Raw genomic sequence first — 18,997 nt, forward strand, 5'->3', positions numbered from 1 at the left:
GCACGATCTGCTCGCCTCAGGGCACGATCGCGGCGATCTGCTCGCCGATCCAGGGGTAGAGCTCCTCGCCCGGGGTGTTCATCCGCGACTTGAGGTAACGGGTCGTCTCGTCGGCCAGCACCTCCAGCGTGCCGGCGCCGACCGCGTCGTACGCCTGGGTGACCACGCTCGCCGGGCTCACCTTGGGGACGTCCCAGCGCGCCGACATCGGGGTGTCGATCATGCCGACGAGCAGGCCGACCACCTGGGTGCCCTGGGCGCCCAGCTCGACGCGCAACGCGTTGGTGGCCGACCAGGCGGCGGCTTTCGACGCCGCGTACCCGGTGGGCATGGTGGCCCAGGCGGCCGACGAGAGGATGTTGACCAGCGTGCCGCCGCCGTTGGCCGCGAGCACCGGGGTGAAGGCGCGGGCGACGCGGAGCGTACCGAAGAAATTGGTCTCGAAGATCCGGCGCAGCTCCTGTTCGGGCCCGGAGATCGAGTCGCCGGCCGGCGCGATCCCGGCGTTGTTGATCACCAGGTCCACGTCGGGGGCGGCCTGAGCTGCGACGACGGCGTCCTGCTCCGCGGTGACGTCGAGGGTGAGCGGGTGGATCCGGGTGTCGTCCCACTGTCGCGGCGAGCGGGCGGCGGCGTAGACCTTCGCCGCGCCTCGCGCCACGGCCTGCCGGACGAACTCCTCGCCGAGGCCGCCGTTGGCGCCGGTGACGAGCACGGTGCGGCCGTCGAGTGTCGTGGTCATCTAAACTCCTTCAGCAAGTGGGGAGTGCCCCCGGAAAGAACTATGTGGGGAGAGTCCCCACTTAGTCAAGGAGGATGTGTCGATGGCGACTGCCCGGAACGCGGCCAAGCGACCTCTGCGCGCTGACGCCCAGCGCAACCGCGACGCGATCCTCGACGCCGCCCGTGAAGTGTTCGAGGCCGAAGGGGTGATGACGTCCCTGGACGGGATCGCCCTGCGCGCGGGCGTCGGCAACGCCACGCTCTACCGCAACTTCCCGACCCGCGACGACCTGCTCGCGGCGATCATGGCGACGTCCATCACGGAGGCGCTGGCGGAGGCGGATGCGCTGGCCTCGTCCCTGTCGCCGCGGGAGGCGCTCGGCGAGTGGCTGATCCTGCTCACCTGGCGGCTGCGGATCTGGCACGACCTGCCGTACTGCCTGGCCACGGCGCTGCGGGACGAGACGTCGCCGATGAAGGAGACCTACGATCCACTGCTGGCGCGGACCGGGGTGCTACTCGCGGCCGCTCAGGCCGACGGGGTGGCGGCTGCCGACATCACACCCGATGAGGTGTACGAGCTGGTGCTCGCACTGTCGTGGGCCGTCGACCGGTTCCGCGACGAGGAGGCGGCCGCCCGCCGCCGCGTGACCATGGCGACGGCCGGGCTGTTCAGCTGATTCTCAGCCCTCGGCGGACGCCTCGGCCAGGGCTGCGATGTGTTGCTTGATCTCGGCACCGAGGGTGTCCGGGGCGGATGCCGGGATCACCTGCACGTTCGCCGGTGGGGTGGCGTTGCCCTCGCCGACGTTGACGAACCGGACGGTGGGGTAGCCGGGGGCGACCGCGGTGGCCGCCTCGGTCTGGGCCGCGCCGACCGAGAAGATCACGCCACATCGTCCGCCGGCCAGTGAGGTGGCGAAGGCGGTCGCGTTGCGGGCCGTCTGCGGGCCCTGGACCTGAAGGTACTGCACCCGGACCAGGGCGGCGACCGAGGCCTCCTGCATGGAGGTCCAGACCGGTTGTGCCTCGCCGGTGACACCCTTCTCGTCGGTGAGCAGGCAGGCGGTCGCGTCGAGGTATTCGCGCTGACGCGGCGGCTCCGGCCACAGGGCCCAGGTGGTGAGGCCGGCGATCACGGCCGTCACCGTTACCGCCCCGGCGATCATCCATCGTGGATGGGCTGTGATCCTCGCCACTGTCGACGATGAGCGGTTGCGAGATGACCTCGCCTTTGTGGGCACGCAGCGACGTTAGATGCTCACGGACAGCAAATCAAGATCTTGCATACCTTGATCTCCTTGATTCATGCTTCGCGATGCCTGAAAGCATGCTGTGAGAACGGGGCTCACTATGAGGCGGCGCTTAGCTGCTGTCACCGCGCTGGCCGTCGGCCTGTCGCTCGGCGTTCCACCGGAGGTCATTCCCGAGGAGGGCGGCTGGCCGCTGTCCGGAATCCTCGCGGCGCTACGCCAGCCGGCCGCGTTCGCCGCGGTCGTCGGGATGCCGCTGCAGGAGTGGGCCGGCGGGGCCGACGATCGCGAGCACTACGTCTCCGCGGATCAGACGCAGGCCGATGTCGGCGCCGGCACGAAGCCCGGCAAGGGCATCGGCGCGGTCGACGCGGCGGCACCGCCACCGGTGGTCGACCGGGGTGAGTTCACCACGCCGCAGGCCACCGACCCGGAGAACGCCTTCGACGAGGCGACCAGCAAGCGGCTCCCGAAAAGGTCGAGCGAGACCGTCGACGCCTTCGAGAACACCGACGGCACCATCACCCGCAACGTCCACCAGGAGCGGATCAACTACCGCGCGTCGGACGGCTCCTACCTGCCGATCGACGCCACTCTGGTACGCCGGGACGGCCGGCTGTCGATGGCGGCCAACTCGATCGACGTCACCCTCGGGGTGACCGCGTCCGGCGGTGACACCGCCACCGAAGCCCCGGCCCGTGCCGCCGCGGAGCCCACGCCGAGCCCGAGCACGTCCGACCCGGCCGCGGCGGAGGAACCGGCCGCGGCCGACGAGCCGGCCGCGGCCGACGAGCCGGCCGCCCCGGACTCGGCCGACGACGCTCTCGCCTCGGTGACCACCGAGGACGGGCACACCATCGCCTGGAACCTGGACGGTGCCGCCGACGTGACGGCGGTCGTCGACGGCCGCACCGCGACCTACCCGGAGATCCTGCCCGGCACCGACCTCGAACTGCGGACCTTCGGCAGCGGTGTCAAGGAGACCATCGTCCTGAAGGCACCGCCGGCCGGCAACGAGTGGATCTTCCCGTTGCACACCGACGGCCTGACCGTCCGGCCCGGCGAGAACGGCGCGCTCGAACTGATCGACCCGCAGGGCGATCCGGTCCTCGAGGTGCCGCGGGGCTTCATGGAGGACTCGAAGATCCACCCCGCGTCCGGCGCCCTCACGCGTTCCTGGGACGTCGACTACCAGCTGATCGACATCGACGGCGGGCAGGCGCTCAAGGTGACCGCCGACGCGGCTTGGCTCGCCGACCCGGCCCGCCGGTACCCGGTGCGGATCGACCCGACGACCTGGCAGATCTACGACACCGGCGACACCTTCGCGGACAACGACGCGTCGACCCTGGAGCACGACAACGCCAACAACCTGCCGGTCGGCACCTGGGACGGCAGCACCGTCTCCCGTTCGTTCATGGCCTTCACCGAGTTCGACGACGACAAGATCGGCCTGGCCGGCACCCAGATCTACTCGGCCAAGCTGTTCCTGTTCCACACCTGGTCCTACGACTGCACCAGCCACAAGCCGGTCTACGTGCGGCGGATCAACGAGGCGTGGTCGAACGACTCCATCGGTGAGGGCGCCGCCAGCAACCTGGACAAGGGGCCGGCGTACTCCGGGGCGATCGGCACCCTGGAGATCGACGACAACTACCCGGCCTGCACCAACACCGAGTCGAACCGGGGCGTCGGCAAGTGGCGGTCGGTGGACCTGAACGCCACCACCTTCAACGGCTGGTCGACCGGCGCGATCCCCAACTACGGCCTGGCGCTGACCGCGTCGGAGACCGACAAGACGGCGTGGAAGCGGTTCAACTCCCGCAACGACGACGACTGGGGTAACACGCCGTACCTGCAGATGACCTACGACGAGAACCAGGAACCGCAGGTCGACGAGCAGTACCCGGCGTACGGCGCACCGGTGGCGACGCTGTCGCCGGAGCTGATCGCCGACGCGCACGACCCGGACGAGTGGCCGAAGTCGATCCAGTACGAGTTCATCGTCTACCAGAAGGACGCGAAGACCCGGATCACCAGCTCCGGAAAGATCAAGAAGAAGAACTGGGTGGTCCCGGCCGGCGTCCTGGAGTGGGGCGAGAACTACTACTGGTCGGTGGTCGTCTCCGACAGCCTCAAGGACAACGCGAAGAGCCAGACGAAACACCTGCTGGTCACGCCGGTACCCCAGCCGTCGGTCACCTCCGGGCTGTCGCAGAACTCGGACAAGGGCTTCGATCCGGTCGGCGGCAACTACACCACCGCGGCCCGGGACGCGATGATCAACACGGTCGGCCCGCCGCTGGAGATCAACCGGTTCTACAACAGCATCGACCCGCGGACCACGCAGGCGTTCGGCACCGGCTGGTCCAGCGTGATCGACGCCAAGGCGGTGGAGAGGTACGCCAAGGACGCGAACGGCCTGACGATCATCAACACCGTGGTGATCACCTATCCGGACGGGCGGGAACTCGCGTACGGGCGCAACAACGACGGGACCTGGGGATCACCGGCCGGCCGGGCCTCGAACTTCACCACCATCACCGGTGGCGGCTACCGGATGACCGAGAAGGACGGCACCACCTACGAGTTCGCCCGCTACCTCGGGTCGGGCCGGTACGCGATCAGCACGATCAAGGACTCGTCCAGCCGCGCGCAGACGTTCACCTACACCGGCACCAAGCTGTCCTCGATCACCGCGGCGTCGGGCCGGTCCCTCACCGTCACCTGGACCAGCACGACCCCGGCCCGGGTCGCCTCCATCTCCTCCGACCCGGCCGTCCCCGGCGACGCGAATTCGGTGAGCACCTGGGGGTACGAGTACACCGGCAACAACCTGACCAAGGTGTGCCCGCCCGGCAACGGAAGCGACTGTCACACCTACCAGTACGGCACCGGATCGCCGTACCAGACGGCGGTCACCAACAGCCGCCCGCACTCGTACTGGCGGCTGACCGAGACCAGCGGAGACACCGCGGCCAGCACGATGCTGGAGAACGGCGGCACCGACAACGGCAAGTACAAGAACGTCACCCTGGGCCAGACCGGCCCGCTGACCGGCTCGACGGCGACGGCGGCCGGCTTCAACGGCAGCAGCGCCGAGGTCGAGCTGCCGGCCGACCTGGACGGCGACGCCGCCAACCAGGCGATCAGCATGTGGTTCAAGTCGTCCGGCGGCGGCGACGGCGTCCTCTACGGCCAGTCGTGGGAGACCGGGGCGACCACCAACGGCGCCTACAACCCGACGCTCTACGTCGGCTCGGACGGATACCTGCAGGGCACCTTCCCGAAGGCGCCGAAGACCGGGACCGTCCTGGGCACGCTGACCGCCTCCGGCAACGGGCAGTGCCTCACCGTTCCGGGCAACTCCTCCGCGAACAGCGTCCGGCTCGCCATCGCCAACTGCACCGGCGCGGCCAACCAGACCTTCACCTGGACCGCCGACCGGGAGCTGCAGGTCACCACCGGCGGCGCCGTGAAGTGCGTCGACGTCCAGGGCGGCGAATCGGTCAACGGCGCCGACATCATCAGCTTCGACTGCCACGGCGGCGCCAACCAGAAGTGGGACGTGCAGGCCGACGGCCAGATCATCGGCGACCAGTCCGGGTACTGCATGGACTCGGTCGGCGAGGGAGTCACGGCCGGCGCCGAGATGCAGATCTGGGCATGCGGCAAGCAGCGCAAGGCCGACCAGTCGTACTTCGCCCGCGCCCACACCGCGCTCAAGTCGACCGCCGCCGTCACCGACGGCACCTGGCACCACGTGGTCCTCAACACCACCGGCAACACCCAGCAGATGTACCTCGACGGGACCCTGGTCGCCTCCGAGACCGGCATCACCGTGCAGGACATGAGCGCGGCGGCCTCGTACCTCGGCTCGGGCTTCCTCGGTGGCGCCTGGCCCAACCAGTCGCGGTCGACCGCGGGCACCAACAAGGGTGCGAAGGACTTCTTCACCGGTTCGCTCGCCGACGTCGCGTTCTACGACACGGCGATCGACGGCCAGGTCGTCGCCGACATCTGGGCCGCCCGGGCGGAACGCAGCCAGCTCACCGCGGTGCTCCGCCCCTCGCAGCAGCGGACCGCCACGGTCGCCTACGACACCGTCACCGGGCGGGTCAGCCAGCTCACCGACGGCAACGGCGCGGTGTGGAAACCGGCCGCGCCGACCATCGGGCGCACCCCCAAGGTGTACGAGAGCGCCGTGCTCGGCGATGCGCCGACCAACTACTGGCGGATGGCCGAGACCGGCGTGACCGACGCGGTCAACGAGGTCAACGGCAGCACCGCCACGTACAGCAACGTCCAGTTGGGTGCGGAGGCCGGACCGTTCGGGGCGGCCGCGACCGCCGCACAGTTCCCGGGCGGGACGACCAAGTCGTACGTGGACCTGCCGGACGGCATCCTGCCCACCGGCAACGCCTCCACCTCGCTGTGGTTCCGGACCGGGTCGAGCGGCATCCTGCTCGGCGAGTCCAAGGCGGTCACCGGGCGTACCGTCTCGCCGGTCCTCTGGGTCGACTCCGGCGGGCGGCTGCGCGGACTCGCCCCCGCGAACAACCCGACCGGCCCGATCAGTGCCGGGTACAACGGCAAGTGCCTGGACGTGCAGTCCTCCGGTACCGCCGACGGCACCCCGGTCCAGCTGTACACCTGTAACGGCACCACCGCGCAGAGCTGGACGTTCACCGTCGGCAGCAGCGGCACCGGCACCTTCCAGGCGTTCGGCAAATGCCTCGACGTGAAGAGTTCGGGCAAGGACGACGGCACGGTCATCCAGCTCTACACCTGCAACGGCGGTGTGGCGCAGGTGTGGAAGCCGTTCGCGGGCGGGCTGCGCAACCCCAACTCCGGCAAGTGCCTCACCCTCCCGATGAACAAGAACGAGAAGACCGAGGTCGCCATCGGCACCGACGCCCTTCTCTACACCTGCGAGGCCAAGCCCCCGCCCCGCCAGACCTGGTCCTTCGGCCTGAACAGCCAGGCGAAGCTGGTCAACGACGGCAAGTGGCACCACGCCGCGCTCACCGTCGCGGGTGGCGTGCAGTCCCTGTACGTCGACGGCGAGAAGAGCCAGTGGGCGGGCGGGACCCCGTTCACCGTTCCCGCCGTCCGGCCGGACTTCTACGTCGGCGCCGGGTACAGCCACTGGGACTGGACCGATCTGCTCGGCACCGGCGGCACCCTCGGGATGAACTACCTCACCGGTGCCGCCGCCGAGGTGGCGTTCTACCCCGGCGAGCTGGAGGCCGCGCAGGTCTCGTACCAGTTCAAGGCCCGGGACGCGGCGAAGGCGACGGCGTCCGGCGAGGTCGACTACGTGGTCGCCGGCCCGGAGAACTCGTCCACGACGACCATCAACGACCTGATCTACAGCCGGAAGGTCGCCGAGGTCGACGAACGCGGCAAGGCCACCCGGTACGGCTACAGCGGCAAGGGCTACCTGCGCACGGTGACCGACCCGCTGGGCAACATGACGGTCAACGAGCACGACGTCCGCGGCAACGTCGTATCCGTGACCACCTGCCAGGACCGGTCCGCGAACAAGTGCACGACGACCTACTCCACCTACTATCCGGACGCCACCACGGCCAACCCGGCGTTCAACGTGCTCAACGACCGGGTGATCACCCAGCGCGGCCCGGGCTCCACGTCGAACACCGACAACACGTACCTGACCGAGTACACGTACGACACGGCCGGCAACCGGACCGGCCAGGTCGACCCGCTGGGCCGCCGGACCACGATCGCGTACACCGACGGCACCGGAACCGCCGGCGGTTACAACGGTGCGGTCCCGCCCGCCGGCCTGCCCTGGCGGGCGATCAAACCCGGTGGCGGCCAGCAGACCATCCTCTACCTGGCCAACGGCGACGTCGCCGAGGTGAAGGACCCGGCCGGGATGGTCACCCGGTACGAGTACGACGGCCTGGGCCGCACCACCAAGGAGATCGAGGTGGTCGACGGCGTCGCCGGCGCGACCACCACGTACGAGCACGACCGGCAGGACCGGGTGGTGACCTCCCGGGACCCGGCGATCACCAACCACGTGACCGGTGCGGTGCACACGCCGGTGACGACCCTGTCGTACAACGTCGACGGCCTGCTCACCGGCGAGACGATCACGGACGCGACCGGTGGCGACGCACCGCGGTCGGTCACCTATGAGATCGACGGCTACGGCCGCCGGGCCAGCGAGACCGACCAGCTGAACAACGTCGTCACGTACGACTACGACGGGTTCGGCCGGGTGATCCGGCAGACCCATGACGACGGCAGCTCGGTCCGCACCACCTACGACGCGTCCGGCAACGAGCTGGCCACGATCGTGGAGAACTGGACCGGGGAGCCGAAGCTGCCCGACGGCCAGAAGGACCTCACCCTCCAGTCGATGGCGTACGACGACGCCGGCCGGCTGGCGTCCGAGACCGACGCCATGGGCTGGGTCAACGAGTACACGTACACCGACAACAACCTGCTCGTCACGGTCACCCGCAAGGACCCGAAGACCGGCAAGTCGTTCGTGATGGAACGCAACACGTACGACGCCGCGGGCAACGAGGTCACCCAGGTCACCAACGACGGGCTGACCAGCACCACCCGGACCTTCGACGTCGGTGGTCGCCCGCTGACCGCGACCCTGGACCTGCCCGAGGAGACCGGCGACACCGCCGGGGCCCGGGACCGGACCACCGCCTTCCGGTACTCGCCGGAGGACGAGGTCCTCTCCACCAGCCTGTACGAGGGCAGCAACCTGCTCGGCCGGTCCGACCAGATGTACGACCGTCTCGGCCGGCTCAAGCAGGAGACGGCGTACCTGAGCGCGAGCCTGACGCCCACCACCCGGTGGACGATGAACGAGACCACCGGGGTCACCGCCACCGACGCGACCGGCAACAACCCGGGCACGGCGAGCGGCACGGTCACCTGGTCCACCGAACGCGGCGGGGCGGCCTCCTTCCCCACCGCCGGCGGCATGATCAGCGGCAAGGCGCCGGTGGACACGCTGCAGCCGTACACGATCAGCTCCTGGGCCAGGCTGAGCGCCCGCAACGCCAACCGGTTCGTCATGGTGATGCCCGGCGACATCGACAGCTCGGCGCTGAAGGTCTACTACGACCAGGCCTCCACCGCCTGGCAGATCTCGATGGCCGTCCGCAACGACGACGGCACCACCTCCTGGCTGACCAGCGCGTCGACCACCAGCGCGGCCGCCGCGACGTGGACGAACCTGACCGTGACGGTGGACCCGGCGACGACCGGCACCCGGTCGGCGAAGCTGTACGTCAACGGGGTCAACACCGCCACGATCACCACGGACAAGCAGTTCAACAACCAGGCCACCGAACTGCGGGTCGGTGCCGAGACGGCGACCACCGGACTCTTCATCGGGCAGATCGACGACGTCCGTGCGTACCAGAAGGTCCTGAGCGCTTCGGAGCTCGCCGAGGTCGCAGCCGGCGGCGAACCGGCGGCCGATGCCAAGGTCAGCCGCAACACCTACGGCCTGACCAGGGACGGGTCGGTCACCTCGGTGACCGACGCGCTCGCCGCCACCACCTACATCACCAACGACGAGGTGGGCCGGGCCGCGCAGAGCACCCTGCCCCCGGTCACCGTCGTCGAGGGCGAGGGCAACCCGGGCCTGACGATCTCGAACAGCGCGATCGGCTACAACACCTTCGGCGAGGTGACCGAGGAGCGGGACCCGCACGGCAACGTGACGATCGCCCGCTACGACGGCGCCGGCCAGGTGGTGGAGACCCAGCTGCCGTCCTACAAACGGCCGGACACCGGCGAGGTGCTGACGCCGACGTCGAGCGTCAAGTACAACCGGGTCGGCCAGATCCTCTCCACCACCGACCCGCTCGGCGCCGTCACCAGCTACACCTACGACCAGCTGGGCCGGGTGACCGCGGTGACCGCCCCGGACGAGGGCGTCACCAAGTACACCTACAGCTACAACGGTGAGCTGCTCACCGAGACCGACCCGAACGGGGCGCAGGCCGAGTCGACCTTCGACTACCTGGGCCGCACGCTCACCTCGACCGACAAGGTGCGTCAGACGGGTACGTCCTACGTGACCACCTTCGACTACGGGACCAACAGCCCGTGGCCGACGACGGTCACCTCGGCGGGCAAGGTGACCTCGAAGACCGTCTACAACGCGGCCGGTGAGCCGGTCGCGGTCACCGACGGGGCGGGGAAGACCTCGACCAGCCGGTACGACGGCGCGGGCCGGCCGGTCAAGGTGACCGCCCCGGACGGGACGTACTCCACCTTCGCCTACGACTTCGCCGGTCAGAGCACGTCGACGGCGGAGTTCTCGGCCACTGGGACGCAACTGCGCACGCAGAGCGCCACCTACGACCGGACCGGCAACCTCCTCACCGCGGTCGACGCCCGCGGCACCAAGAAGGAGTTCGAGTACGACGTCCTCGGCCAGCTGACCAGCCAGAAGGAGCCGATCAGCGCGTCCGACGCGATCACCACCACCTTCGGGTACGACGCGGCGGGCCAGCAGACCCGGTTCACCGACGGCCGGGGCAACCGGTTCGTCACCACGTACAACCCGTGGGGCATGGTCGCCACCCAGGTGGAACCGGCGACGGCGAACAACCCGGACGACCGGACCTTCACGATGTCCTACGACGCGGCCGGCCAACTGGTCCGGGCCGACTCGCCGGGCGGGGTGACGGCCGTCAACAAGTACGACGTGATGGGCCGGCTCGAACGCAGCACCGGCACCGGCGCCGAGGTGGCCACCAAGGACAAGGCCTACGAATACGACCTGGCCGGCCGGATCACCTCGTTCACCGGTACGGCCGGCAAGTCCACGGTCACCTACGACGACCGCGGCCTGGTCACCGAGATCGGCGGAGTGTCCGGGACCTCCTCCTACGGTTACAACGAGGACGGGGCGCTCACCCGGCGTACCGACGCGGCCGGCACTACCACCTACAAGTACGACACCGCCGGCCGCCTGGACACGCTGGTCAACCCCAGTGCCGGGATCAACCAGCAGTACAAGTACGACGACCTCTCCCAGGTCAAGGAGATCCTGTACGGCGGCAACGTCCGGTCGATCGGCTACGACAACCTGCACCGGGTGACCTCCGACTCGCTCGCCTCCGCCACCGGAGGCAGCATCGCGAAGATCGCCTACACGTACGACGCCGGCGACAACGTCAAGACGAAGACGACGACCGGGTTCAACGGGGCATCGACCAACAGTTACGAGTACGACCTGGCCGGGCGCCTCGTCGGGTGGGACAACGGCGTCACGCCGGTGGTGTACGCGTACGACAAGTCGGGTAACCGGGTGCAGGCCGGGACGACGACGTTCACCTACGACCAGCGCAACCAGCTGGTGTCGAACTCGGCGGGCACGAGTTACGCGTACACCGCCCGTGGCACCCTGGCCTCGACCACCACCAACGGGGTGGTGGCGCAGACCCGGGCCGACGCGTTCAACCAGGTCCTCTCCCAGAGCACCAAGACCGGTGGGTTCACCGCCTACGAATACGACGGACTGGGCCGGCTGATCCAGCCGAACCTGACCTACACCGGACTCGGCAACACCGTGGCCGCCGACGGGACCACCGGATACGTGTACGACCCGGGCGACGGCCTGGTCGGCGTCGGCTCCGGCGGCACCGGTAAGAACGCCTGGGTCGACTCGCACATGGACGTCGTCGGCGAGTTCACCAACACCGGGACCGCGCTGACCGGGTCGGTGTCCTATGACCCGTGGGGCAAGATCCTGGCCAGCGGCGGCATGGTCGGCAAACTCGGGTATCAGTCCGAGTGGACGGATCAGGGCACCGGCAAGGTCAACATGTGGAACCGCTGGTACGACCCGGAGACCGGCGCGTTCGACACCCGCGACACGGCGAACAACAGCGCGACACCCTCCTCCGGGGCGGCGAACCGGTTCGCGTACGCCGAAGGCGACCCGCTCGGCAACACCGACACGACCGGCAACGCCGTCGACGGCAAGTGCGGCGAATACGACTACGCCTGCGCGATGCGCAACTACCAGGCGCAGATGAAGTCGTACAACGCCGCCATGGACCAGCGCGACCGGGACATGAAGGCGGCCGGCACCGAGATCGCCCGCCAGGAGGCCGAATACCAGCGCGCCAACCGGGAGAGCAACACCCCGCTGCTCGACATCCTGATCAACGTCGGCATCGGCATGCTCCTCGACATGATCGGCTACAACTCGCTGGTCGGCTGCCTCGGCGGCTCGGTGTGGGACTGTGTCGACCTGGCGAGCAACGCCCTCGGCCCGCTGAAGGCGATCAAGATGGCGAAGTCGCTGTACCGGGCGGCGGACCGGGCCTTCAGCGGCTACCGGATGTGGAAACGAATCGTCGAAGGCGCCCGCACCGTGATGCGGCGGGCCCAGGCGCTGCTCGGCGCGGCCCGCAAGCACCTGGCCGACGTGATGAAGAAGAAACCGAAGAAGCCGAAGGTCCCGAAGAAGAAACGAAAGCCCCCGGTCAAGAAGAAGCCCAAGCCCAAGCCGAAGCCGAAACCCAAGCCGAAGCCGAAGCCGAAGCCCGCCAAGGCGAAGCCGTCGAAGCCGGTCCAGAAGCAGAAGCCGAAGACCGCGCCGAAGAAGGAAGCCAAGCCCGACAAGGCGAAGCCGAGCAAGTCCCACCAGGACAAGCAGAAGCCTGAACGCGACCAGCGCGAGCGGGAGGAACGATCGGACCGGTCCAACGAACAGGACGGCTCCGATCAGGACGCCCCGGTCGCTTGCAAGACGCGGCACAGCTTCGACCCGGAGACCCGGGTGTTGATGGCGGACGGGTCTGTGCGGCCGATCGCTGAGATCAACATCGGTGACGAGGTTCAGGCGAAGGATCCGGTCACCGGTCAGGAAGGTGCGCGGGAGGTCACCCTCCTGCACGCCAACCGCGACCTGGACCTGGTGGATGTGACCGTGTCCAGCAAGCCGGCGGATGCGGCTGTGCGGACGGAGGGCGAGGGCGAAGGGGGACGTAGTACCCGCGGACCGACCGAGTCGGTCCTGGAGACCACGTCACACCATCCCTTCTGGGACGCGACCACCGGTGAATGGACCGACGCCGCCGACCTGATCCCCGGCGAGTCGACTCTCACCGGCCCGGACGGTGAACTCCAGTACGTCACCGACGTCCGCGAGTACACCGGCCCGAAGGTCATGCGCGACCTCACGGTCGCCGAGATCCACACGTACTACGTCATCGCCGACGACGAACCGGTCCTCGTCCACAACAACGACGAATTCTTCTGTGAGGCGTCGGCCGACGTTGCAGAGCGCAGAGAAGCTGCCGGAGTGCAGACCGTCGCCGACGAGGATGCTCTTCGTGCTGAGGAGATCGCAAAGGGCTGGAAGCCGTGGAAGTGGACGAGGATGAACACCTTCGGGCGTCTCGACGTCGCGGGCCAGACCTTCCATGGGCGCAGTCACAAGAATGCTTGGGCCAGTCTCTACCCCGGTAAGGGGCATCGCCTGATGGGTCCTTCCTTCAAGGACCATGCCGAGGGGCATCTGTTCAACCAGGCCAAGGAAGCCGGAGCCAAGGGTGGCATCGGTCTCCTGTACACCGACAGAGCCACGTGCAGTTTTTGTCGCAACAGCATGCGTGGGTTCGCTAGAATGCTCGACTTGGATGAAGTGCATGTGTACGGGCCAAATGGATTGATCGGTATCTGGAACAAGACCGACCGGATTTTGTAGGATGGCGAATGTCGACGATAGTTATTGACGAGTTTGCTCCGTCCCGGACTCGAGAGATCACCCTGGCGGAGCTCCCCGGAGTCTGGAGCGAACTTCCGAGCGACGACTGTTTCGGTCTTACGTGGAACGACTCTGGCGATGATGTCATCATCGTCAGTGTCTACGACACCTACTCGACCGTGACGATCGGTCATGACGACACCTTCTACGACCTCGCCTTGTCCACTGACGAGGGGACCCAGGGCGCCGTGGTGATGGGTGAGTGGGTGGAATGGCCGACAAGGTCGATCCTTCCTCGAGACATGGGCCTCACGGTTCTCCTCAAGGGCAACGATTTCCCTTCACTTCTTCAGGAATACACCTGGAGAGAGCAGGAATGAGTGGCAACGGATGAAATCCCAGGACTATTGCGTGTTCGGGTAGCTTCTGGTCGCGGCCGTGATGAGGTCTTTTGAACGGCGATCGGCGCGTCGGTCGGCACGGGCGATGTTGGTTTCGCCGTTGGTGCGGTGCCAGCCGATCGCGGTGTTACGCAGTGTCGCTATGACGGCGGATCTGGTGCCGGTCCGGGCCTGATGAAGATCCTCACGGAACATGACGTCTCTGACAGTCCGAGTGGCCCGATCAGGGCACCAGTACCTCGGCGACGTGATGAAGAAGAAGCCGAAGAAGCCGAAGGTCCCGAAGAAGAAACGAAAGCCCCCGGTCAAGAAGAAGCCGAAGCCCAAGCCGAAGCCGAAACCCAAGCCGAAGCCCAAACCCAAGCCGACGAAGGCGAAGTCCTCCAAGCCGGCCCAGAAGCAGAAGCCGAAGACCGCGCCGAAGAAGGAAGCCAAGCCCGACAAGGCGAAGCCGAGCAAGTCCCACCAGGACAAGCAGAAGCCTGAACGCGACCAGCGCGAGCGGGAGGAACGACCGGACCGGTCCAACGAACAGGACGGCTCCGATCAGGACGCCCCGGTCGCCTGCAAGAGGCACAGTTTCGACCCGGAGACCCGGGTGTTGATGGCGGACGGGTCTGTGCGGCCGATCGCTGAGATCAACATCGGGGATGAGGTTCAGGCGAAGGATCTGGTCACCGGTCAGGAAGGTGCGCGGGAGGTCACCCTTCTGCACGCCAACCGCGACCTGGACCTGGTGGATGTGACGGTGTCCAGCAAGCCGGCCGACGGGGCTGTGCGGACGGAGGGCGAGGGCGAAGGGGGACGTAGTACCCGCGGACCGACCGAGTCGGTCCTGGAGACCACGTCACACCATCCCTTCTGGGACGCGACCACCGGTAAGTGGACCGACGCCGCCGATCTGATCGTCGGCAAGTCGACCCTGACCGGCCCGGACGGTGAACTCCAGTACGTCACCGACGTCCGCGAGCGCACCGGCCCGAAGGTCATGCGCGACCTCACCGTCGCCGAGATCCACACGTACTACGTCCTCGCCGACGACGAACCGGTCCTCGTCCACAACAATTATTGTTTCGATAAAGAAGCTTTCCTGGCGGAATACGAATCGCTGGACCCCTATGTTTACGGGGGTGAGATTCAAGGCCGTGCAAAAATTGGTGACGGTGATTTCTTCGATATGACGAGCGGAACCAAGGGCCCGGAGAACCAGCTGCTCGAGGCTGAGGCGCAGCGTGTGCTAAATATAGAAGGGCTTTACCGGGGGATTTTCTACTAATCCGACGGCAAGGCATATCGAACCGAAACTTGCGATGATGCTGGGTAGAGGCAAGCGGGCGGAGGTAGTGATCAATCATCCGGGTGGTCCATGTCCTCAAAAATGGGGCTGTCGGGATGTATTGAACAAGATGCTGGACAGAGAACAGAGGCTGGTGGTCCATTGGAAGAGGGGGGATGACAAGCAAATGGATGCACTTTGCTACGGTGCCTGCTCTGGATGGGTGAATCCCTGGAGGGCCGGCCAATGACCGAAAAGCGGGTTCGTGCTGAAGCGCAGTTCCGGGAGGATCAGCGTTTTGGGAGGTTCGCGATACATGATGAGCACGAGGTTGACCAGTTGATCGATGCCCTCCTGGGTGAGCCTCATGACTCCTCCATGGCGCAGGTCCACTCTTTGGGTCGAGAGGCACTCCCGTCTGGAGTCGACGATCACGAGTTACTGGTGGGAGTCAGTCAGGCTCGGGGTCGGGGCGTCATGTGGTTCACGGATGAGAAGGGAAGCTTTTCCTCGGTTGGCGAGTCTGGTCGCGAGAATGAAATAGTCTACCTCCTTGTCGGATACCCGTACGGGTTCCCGGGAAATGCAGAGGTTCCTCTCGACGTGATTCGCCAGTCATTGAAAGAATTCGTGCTATCAGGGGGTGTCAGGCCGTCGGTTATCAAGTGGGTGCCTCACGAGTTCCGATGAAATTCGGATGAGTGCCCTGGTGATTTAGGTCGTTGATTTCGAGTCTTTGCCGGCCTCGGCTGTGGCGCATGACGGCTTACCGCGGCGTCGTGCCGATGGTGATTCCTGCGGCTGAGACCTGGAGTCAAGGGCTTGCCTGAGGAACTTCCTCTTGACGGTCCGAAAACGAGGGTCAAAGCGCCGTTTGTGGCCAGGGTAATGAATTCTTGTGCTGGAATATAGGCAATTGAACGGGATTATTTTCAATGAAAATCTATGTTTCCACCTATTACCGTCATCGCCGAGATGGTGAGCTGTATCAGACGTATGCCGAGATCGACTCGGGGCGCCGCGAGATCCGGAAGGTCGGAACGTTTGCCGGTGGGCGCGGCGAGCGGGTCGGGGTCGACCTGCCGAACTCGGAATTCGCATTCTTCGCCAGCGCGTCCAGCAGAACGCCACGGTTACCCTTGGTGACCGCAGTTGATGTGGTGGCGGCGTGGGGTGCCGTAACGGTCAGTGCGGTGATGAGAGATGATGCCATCGGCGGGTGAGGTCCTCGGGGTTGTGAAGCGTAGAGAACTCCATCTTCACCGATGTGATCTCACCCGCCGCCTTCGCCTCCACAGAGGCCACTATCCCCGTGAATCACCAGGTCACGGCCTCGTCATCAGACAACGCAATCGCCCTGGTTCCACTCTCCAGGCTGCCAACCGTCGGGCGACGGCCTAGGCGGCTCTGTCGGAGACTGCGTCGACCATGACAGTAACGCCGGTCCTCGGCCACAACTGTGACGTCGAGTGGAGAAACGAAGAGAACTCGGATCTTCTGGGGTGGACGGTGGAGACCGAGCTGCAAGATTCTTTTTTGGATCTCGAAATGGAGGCGGGCGTGTCGGGGCTGTGGAACACGGTCTGGGCGACAGGGCAGGACCTCTCACGCCTGGTGAGCCTCGTGCGTACAGCCGCGGTGATCTCGGTGTGTTCGGGTGGTGAGCACAGTCCTGTGGTGGCGGCGCTCACCAGCAGCGAACCGAACACTGTGGCAGGGGACCGCCTCCAGCTCTGGGATGTGATTTCTGGGAGTTTGACCTCGGCGTCAGTCGAAACCGCATCCGCTGTAGCGCTGAGCTCCTTTGCGGGCACATCAGTTGTCGTGACCGGTCATACGAACGGTGTGGTCCGAGTATGGGAAACACCTGGGCTGGAGCCGAGACTGGAGTGGAGTGCAGGGCCGGAAGCCGTGGAGGATCTTCACCTCGCGGAGATGAACAACGACGGCATCGTGGTGACGCTGAGTGCCGACGGCGTGGTGAAGCGTTGGAATTTGGTGACCGGTGAGTTGCTGAGCATCCTCGACTCACCAGGAACGTTGGCGATCTGTGGAGGGCTGCTGAGTAGCGGACGGCGGGTGGTGGTGACCGCGGGCCGAGATCTCTTTCTGTGGGATGCCCAGGTGGGTGAGAGGCTGCCGCTGTCCATCGAGGGAAAGGGGAATCTCGGCGCCGTTGCAGGCGTGGTTCTGGCGAACGTGGATGGCAGGGATGTGCTGGCGGTCGTGACCGGCTCGCGAGAGATTGTCATGTTCGACGTCAACAGTGGTGCTCGAACAGGTTGCCGGATCGATGCTCATGTCGACGACTTCTCGGAGTATCGAGGGCGGGTGTGGGGTGGTCGCTGCGGCCGACCCAAGCCGGCGATGGTGGGTGGAATGCTGGCGGTGCCGACAAGATGGCGAATTCATCTGTGGGATTTCATGAGAGGGGAACCGGCGGGGCCGCCGCTGTCGGGACCTGTACATAAGGCGGTACTGGCGTCACTTCGATATGACGGTCAGGACTGGCTGGTGACGGGGTCGGCCGAAGACGGAATGCTCGGCTTGTGGAATCCGAAGGTTCCAGATAGGCAGTTGGCGGGCAACGAGGCTAAAGTCGTCTTGCTGGACGCGACTGTTCCTGGGGTGGTGGTCTGTGCTGATGATGGTGGCACGCTTATGGTTCGCCGATCCGAAAGTGGTGTTCTGGCCGGCCAGGTGACACACACTGGCATTCCGGGATTCAAATCACTGGCCGTCTGGGAGGACGAGCAGAACGTGATGGCCGGGACCGGGGCGGGGTCTACCAAGGCTTCTCACCGGTGGCTGCAGCGGTGGAATCTCACGAGCGGTACCGAGATGACTCCATCTATCGAATTAAGCGTTCCGCAAATCAAGGATTTGGCCATAGCCGTGGTGCGTGGTGAGCGGGTGCTGGTGACGGCTGATCGCGGACTCCTGCAAGTTTGGCGGGCAATCGACGGCGCGCTCCTCGACGAGGTCCGGAAATATGGGGGTACGTTTCGATTGCTGACGAGGGTGGTCGACGGAGATCCGGTTGCAGTGATATCAGCGGTTGGCCGCCCTCCGGAGATATTCCGTCTAGACGACCTGAAGGTGCCGCCCGAATCTATTGATCGTCTCGACGGTTACTTCGTGGAGGCTATGGATGGTGACCACTTTTTGGTGGGAAATTTCGCTGATCGAGCCGGAGGTCGGCGAACAATGTGGGCCTCTGGCCTTACGGGTGAGCCGGTCGGCCCGGATTTGATTGGTCCGCCGGTCGTTTCGTTGGCGATCGTTTCCTGGCCAGCTGCCTATATCGCCCGAGACGACGGAACTGTTTCCCTTGTTGATGTCGAATCCGGTGATCAGTTGTGTTCTCCTCTGCAGTTGCCCGAGTCGCCAAGTAGTATTGCAGTTACCGAAGATGGCGACCTCCTCGTCGCCGTTGGCAATGATGTGATTCGAGCCAGGCCGCCACATGGTTGGTCTGAGCAGGCCCCAGGGCGATTGCGTTGTCTGATGACGAGGCCGTGACCTGGTGATTCACGGGGATAGTGGCCTCTGTGGAGGCGAAGGCGGCGGGTGAGATCACATCGGTGAAGATGGAGTTCTCTACGCTTCACAA

General features: G+C 66.2%; 11 protein-coding genes and 1 pseudogene. 8 read left to right on the forward strand and 4 right to left on the reverse strand.

Features of this window, described 5'->3' with window-relative positions; translation table 11 throughout:
* Positions 1-16 precede the first annotated feature (16 nt).
* Positions 17-742 carry an SDR family oxidoreductase gene (locus QSK32_RS29065; protein ID WP_285473718.1) on the reverse strand — a complete coding sequence of 242 codons (726 nt, stop codon included), beginning with the start codon at positions 740-742 and terminating at the stop codon, positions 17-19.
* Positions 743-824: 82 nt separating this feature from the next.
* Here QSK32_RS29065 and QSK32_RS29070 point away from each other — a divergent pair, with 82 nt between their 5' ends.
* Complete coding sequence (locus QSK32_RS29070; protein WP_285473719.1) at positions 825-1,403, forward strand: TetR/AcrR family transcriptional regulator; 579 nt, start codon at positions 825-827, stop codon at positions 1,401-1,403.
* Between the two features lie 3 nt (positions 1,404-1,406).
* On the opposite strand, the gene QSK32_RS29075 is transcribed toward QSK32_RS29070, so the two are convergent.
* Positions 1,407-1,862, reverse strand: a complete 456-nt coding sequence (locus QSK32_RS29075) for a type 1 periplasmic-binding domain-containing protein (protein WP_157411326.1) — start codon at positions 1,860-1,862, stop codon at positions 1,407-1,409.
* A gap of 214 nt (positions 1,863-2,076) precedes the next feature.
* On the opposite strand from QSK32_RS29075, the gene QSK32_RS29080 reads away from it, so the two are divergent.
* Both QSK32_RS29080 and QSK32_RS29085 read left to right on the forward strand, forming a co-directional pair.
* The gene (locus QSK32_RS29080; protein WP_285473720.1) at positions 2,077-13,707 is read left to right on the forward strand and encodes a ricin-type beta-trefoil lectin domain protein; all 11,631 of its coding nucleotides are present in this window, start codon (positions 2,077-2,079) and stop codon (positions 13,705-13,707) included.
* A gap of 8 nt (positions 13,708-13,715) precedes the next feature.
* Positions 13,716-14,087: a hypothetical protein gene (locus QSK32_RS29085; protein ID WP_045748564.1), complete on the forward strand. Its 372-nt coding sequence runs from the start codon at positions 13,716-13,718 to the stop codon at positions 14,085-14,087.
* A gap of 24 nt (positions 14,088-14,111) precedes the next feature.
* On the opposite strand, the gene QSK32_RS29090 is transcribed toward QSK32_RS29085, so the two are convergent.
* Positions 14,112-14,303: a hypothetical protein gene (locus tag QSK32_RS29090; protein ID WP_285473721.1), complete on the reverse strand. Its 192-nt coding sequence runs from the start codon at positions 14,301-14,303 to the stop codon at positions 14,112-14,114.
* Between the two features lie 55 nt (positions 14,304-14,358).
* Here QSK32_RS29090 and QSK32_RS29095 point away from each other — a divergent pair, with 55 nt between their 5' ends.
* Together QSK32_RS29095 and QSK32_RS45565 are read left to right on the forward strand one after the other, a co-directional pair.
* Positions 14,359-15,384 carry a polymorphic toxin-type HINT domain-containing protein gene (locus QSK32_RS29095; protein WP_285473728.1) on the forward strand — a complete coding sequence of 342 codons (1,026 nt, stop codon included), beginning with the start codon at positions 14,359-14,361 and terminating at the stop codon, positions 15,382-15,384.
* A gap of 10 nt (positions 15,385-15,394) precedes the next feature.
* A pseudogene (locus QSK32_RS45565) lies at positions 15,395-15,634 on the forward strand (DddA-like double-stranded DNA deaminase toxin); the annotation flags it as partial.
* On the opposite strand, the gene QSK32_RS29100 reads toward QSK32_RS45565, so the two are convergent.
* Positions 15,586-15,753 (reverse strand): hypothetical protein, encoded by a 168-nt coding sequence (locus tag QSK32_RS29100; protein WP_245674397.1) that lies wholly within the window; start codon positions 15,751-15,753, stop codon positions 15,586-15,588. The pseudogene QSK32_RS45565 and the gene QSK32_RS29100 overlap by 49 nt on opposite strands.
* Between QSK32_RS29100 and QSK32_RS45570 the strand changes: the two genes are divergently transcribed.
* The 3 genes from QSK32_RS45570 to QSK32_RS29110 all read left to right on the forward strand — a co-directional run bounded on the left by QSK32_RS45570 (position 15,724) and on the right by QSK32_RS29110 (position 18,906).
* A complete protein-coding gene (locus tag QSK32_RS45570) occupies positions 15,724-16,074 on the forward strand; it encodes an Imm1 family immunity protein (protein ID WP_353050997.1) in 351 nt (116 codons plus the stop codon). The two genes, QSK32_RS29100 and QSK32_RS45570, sit on opposite strands and share 30 nt — an antisense overlap.
* Positions 16,075-16,319: 245 nt before the next feature.
* The gene (locus QSK32_RS29105; protein ID WP_285473722.1) at positions 16,320-16,607 is read left to right on the forward strand and encodes a hypothetical protein; all 288 of its coding nucleotides are present in this window, start codon (positions 16,320-16,322) and stop codon (positions 16,605-16,607) included.
* Between the two features lie 205 nt (positions 16,608-16,812).
* Positions 16,813-18,906, forward strand: coding sequence for a WD40 repeat domain-containing protein (locus tag QSK32_RS29110; RefSeq protein ID WP_285473723.1), 2,094 nt, complete (start codon positions 16,813-16,815; stop codon positions 18,904-18,906).
* The last annotated feature ends 91 nt before the right edge of the window (positions 18,907-18,997 follow it).

The organism is Actinoplanes sp. NBRC 101535 (assembly GCF_030269225.1).
GTDB lineage: Bacteria > Actinomycetota > Actinomycetes > Mycobacteriales > Micromonosporaceae > Actinoplanes > Actinoplanes rectilineatus.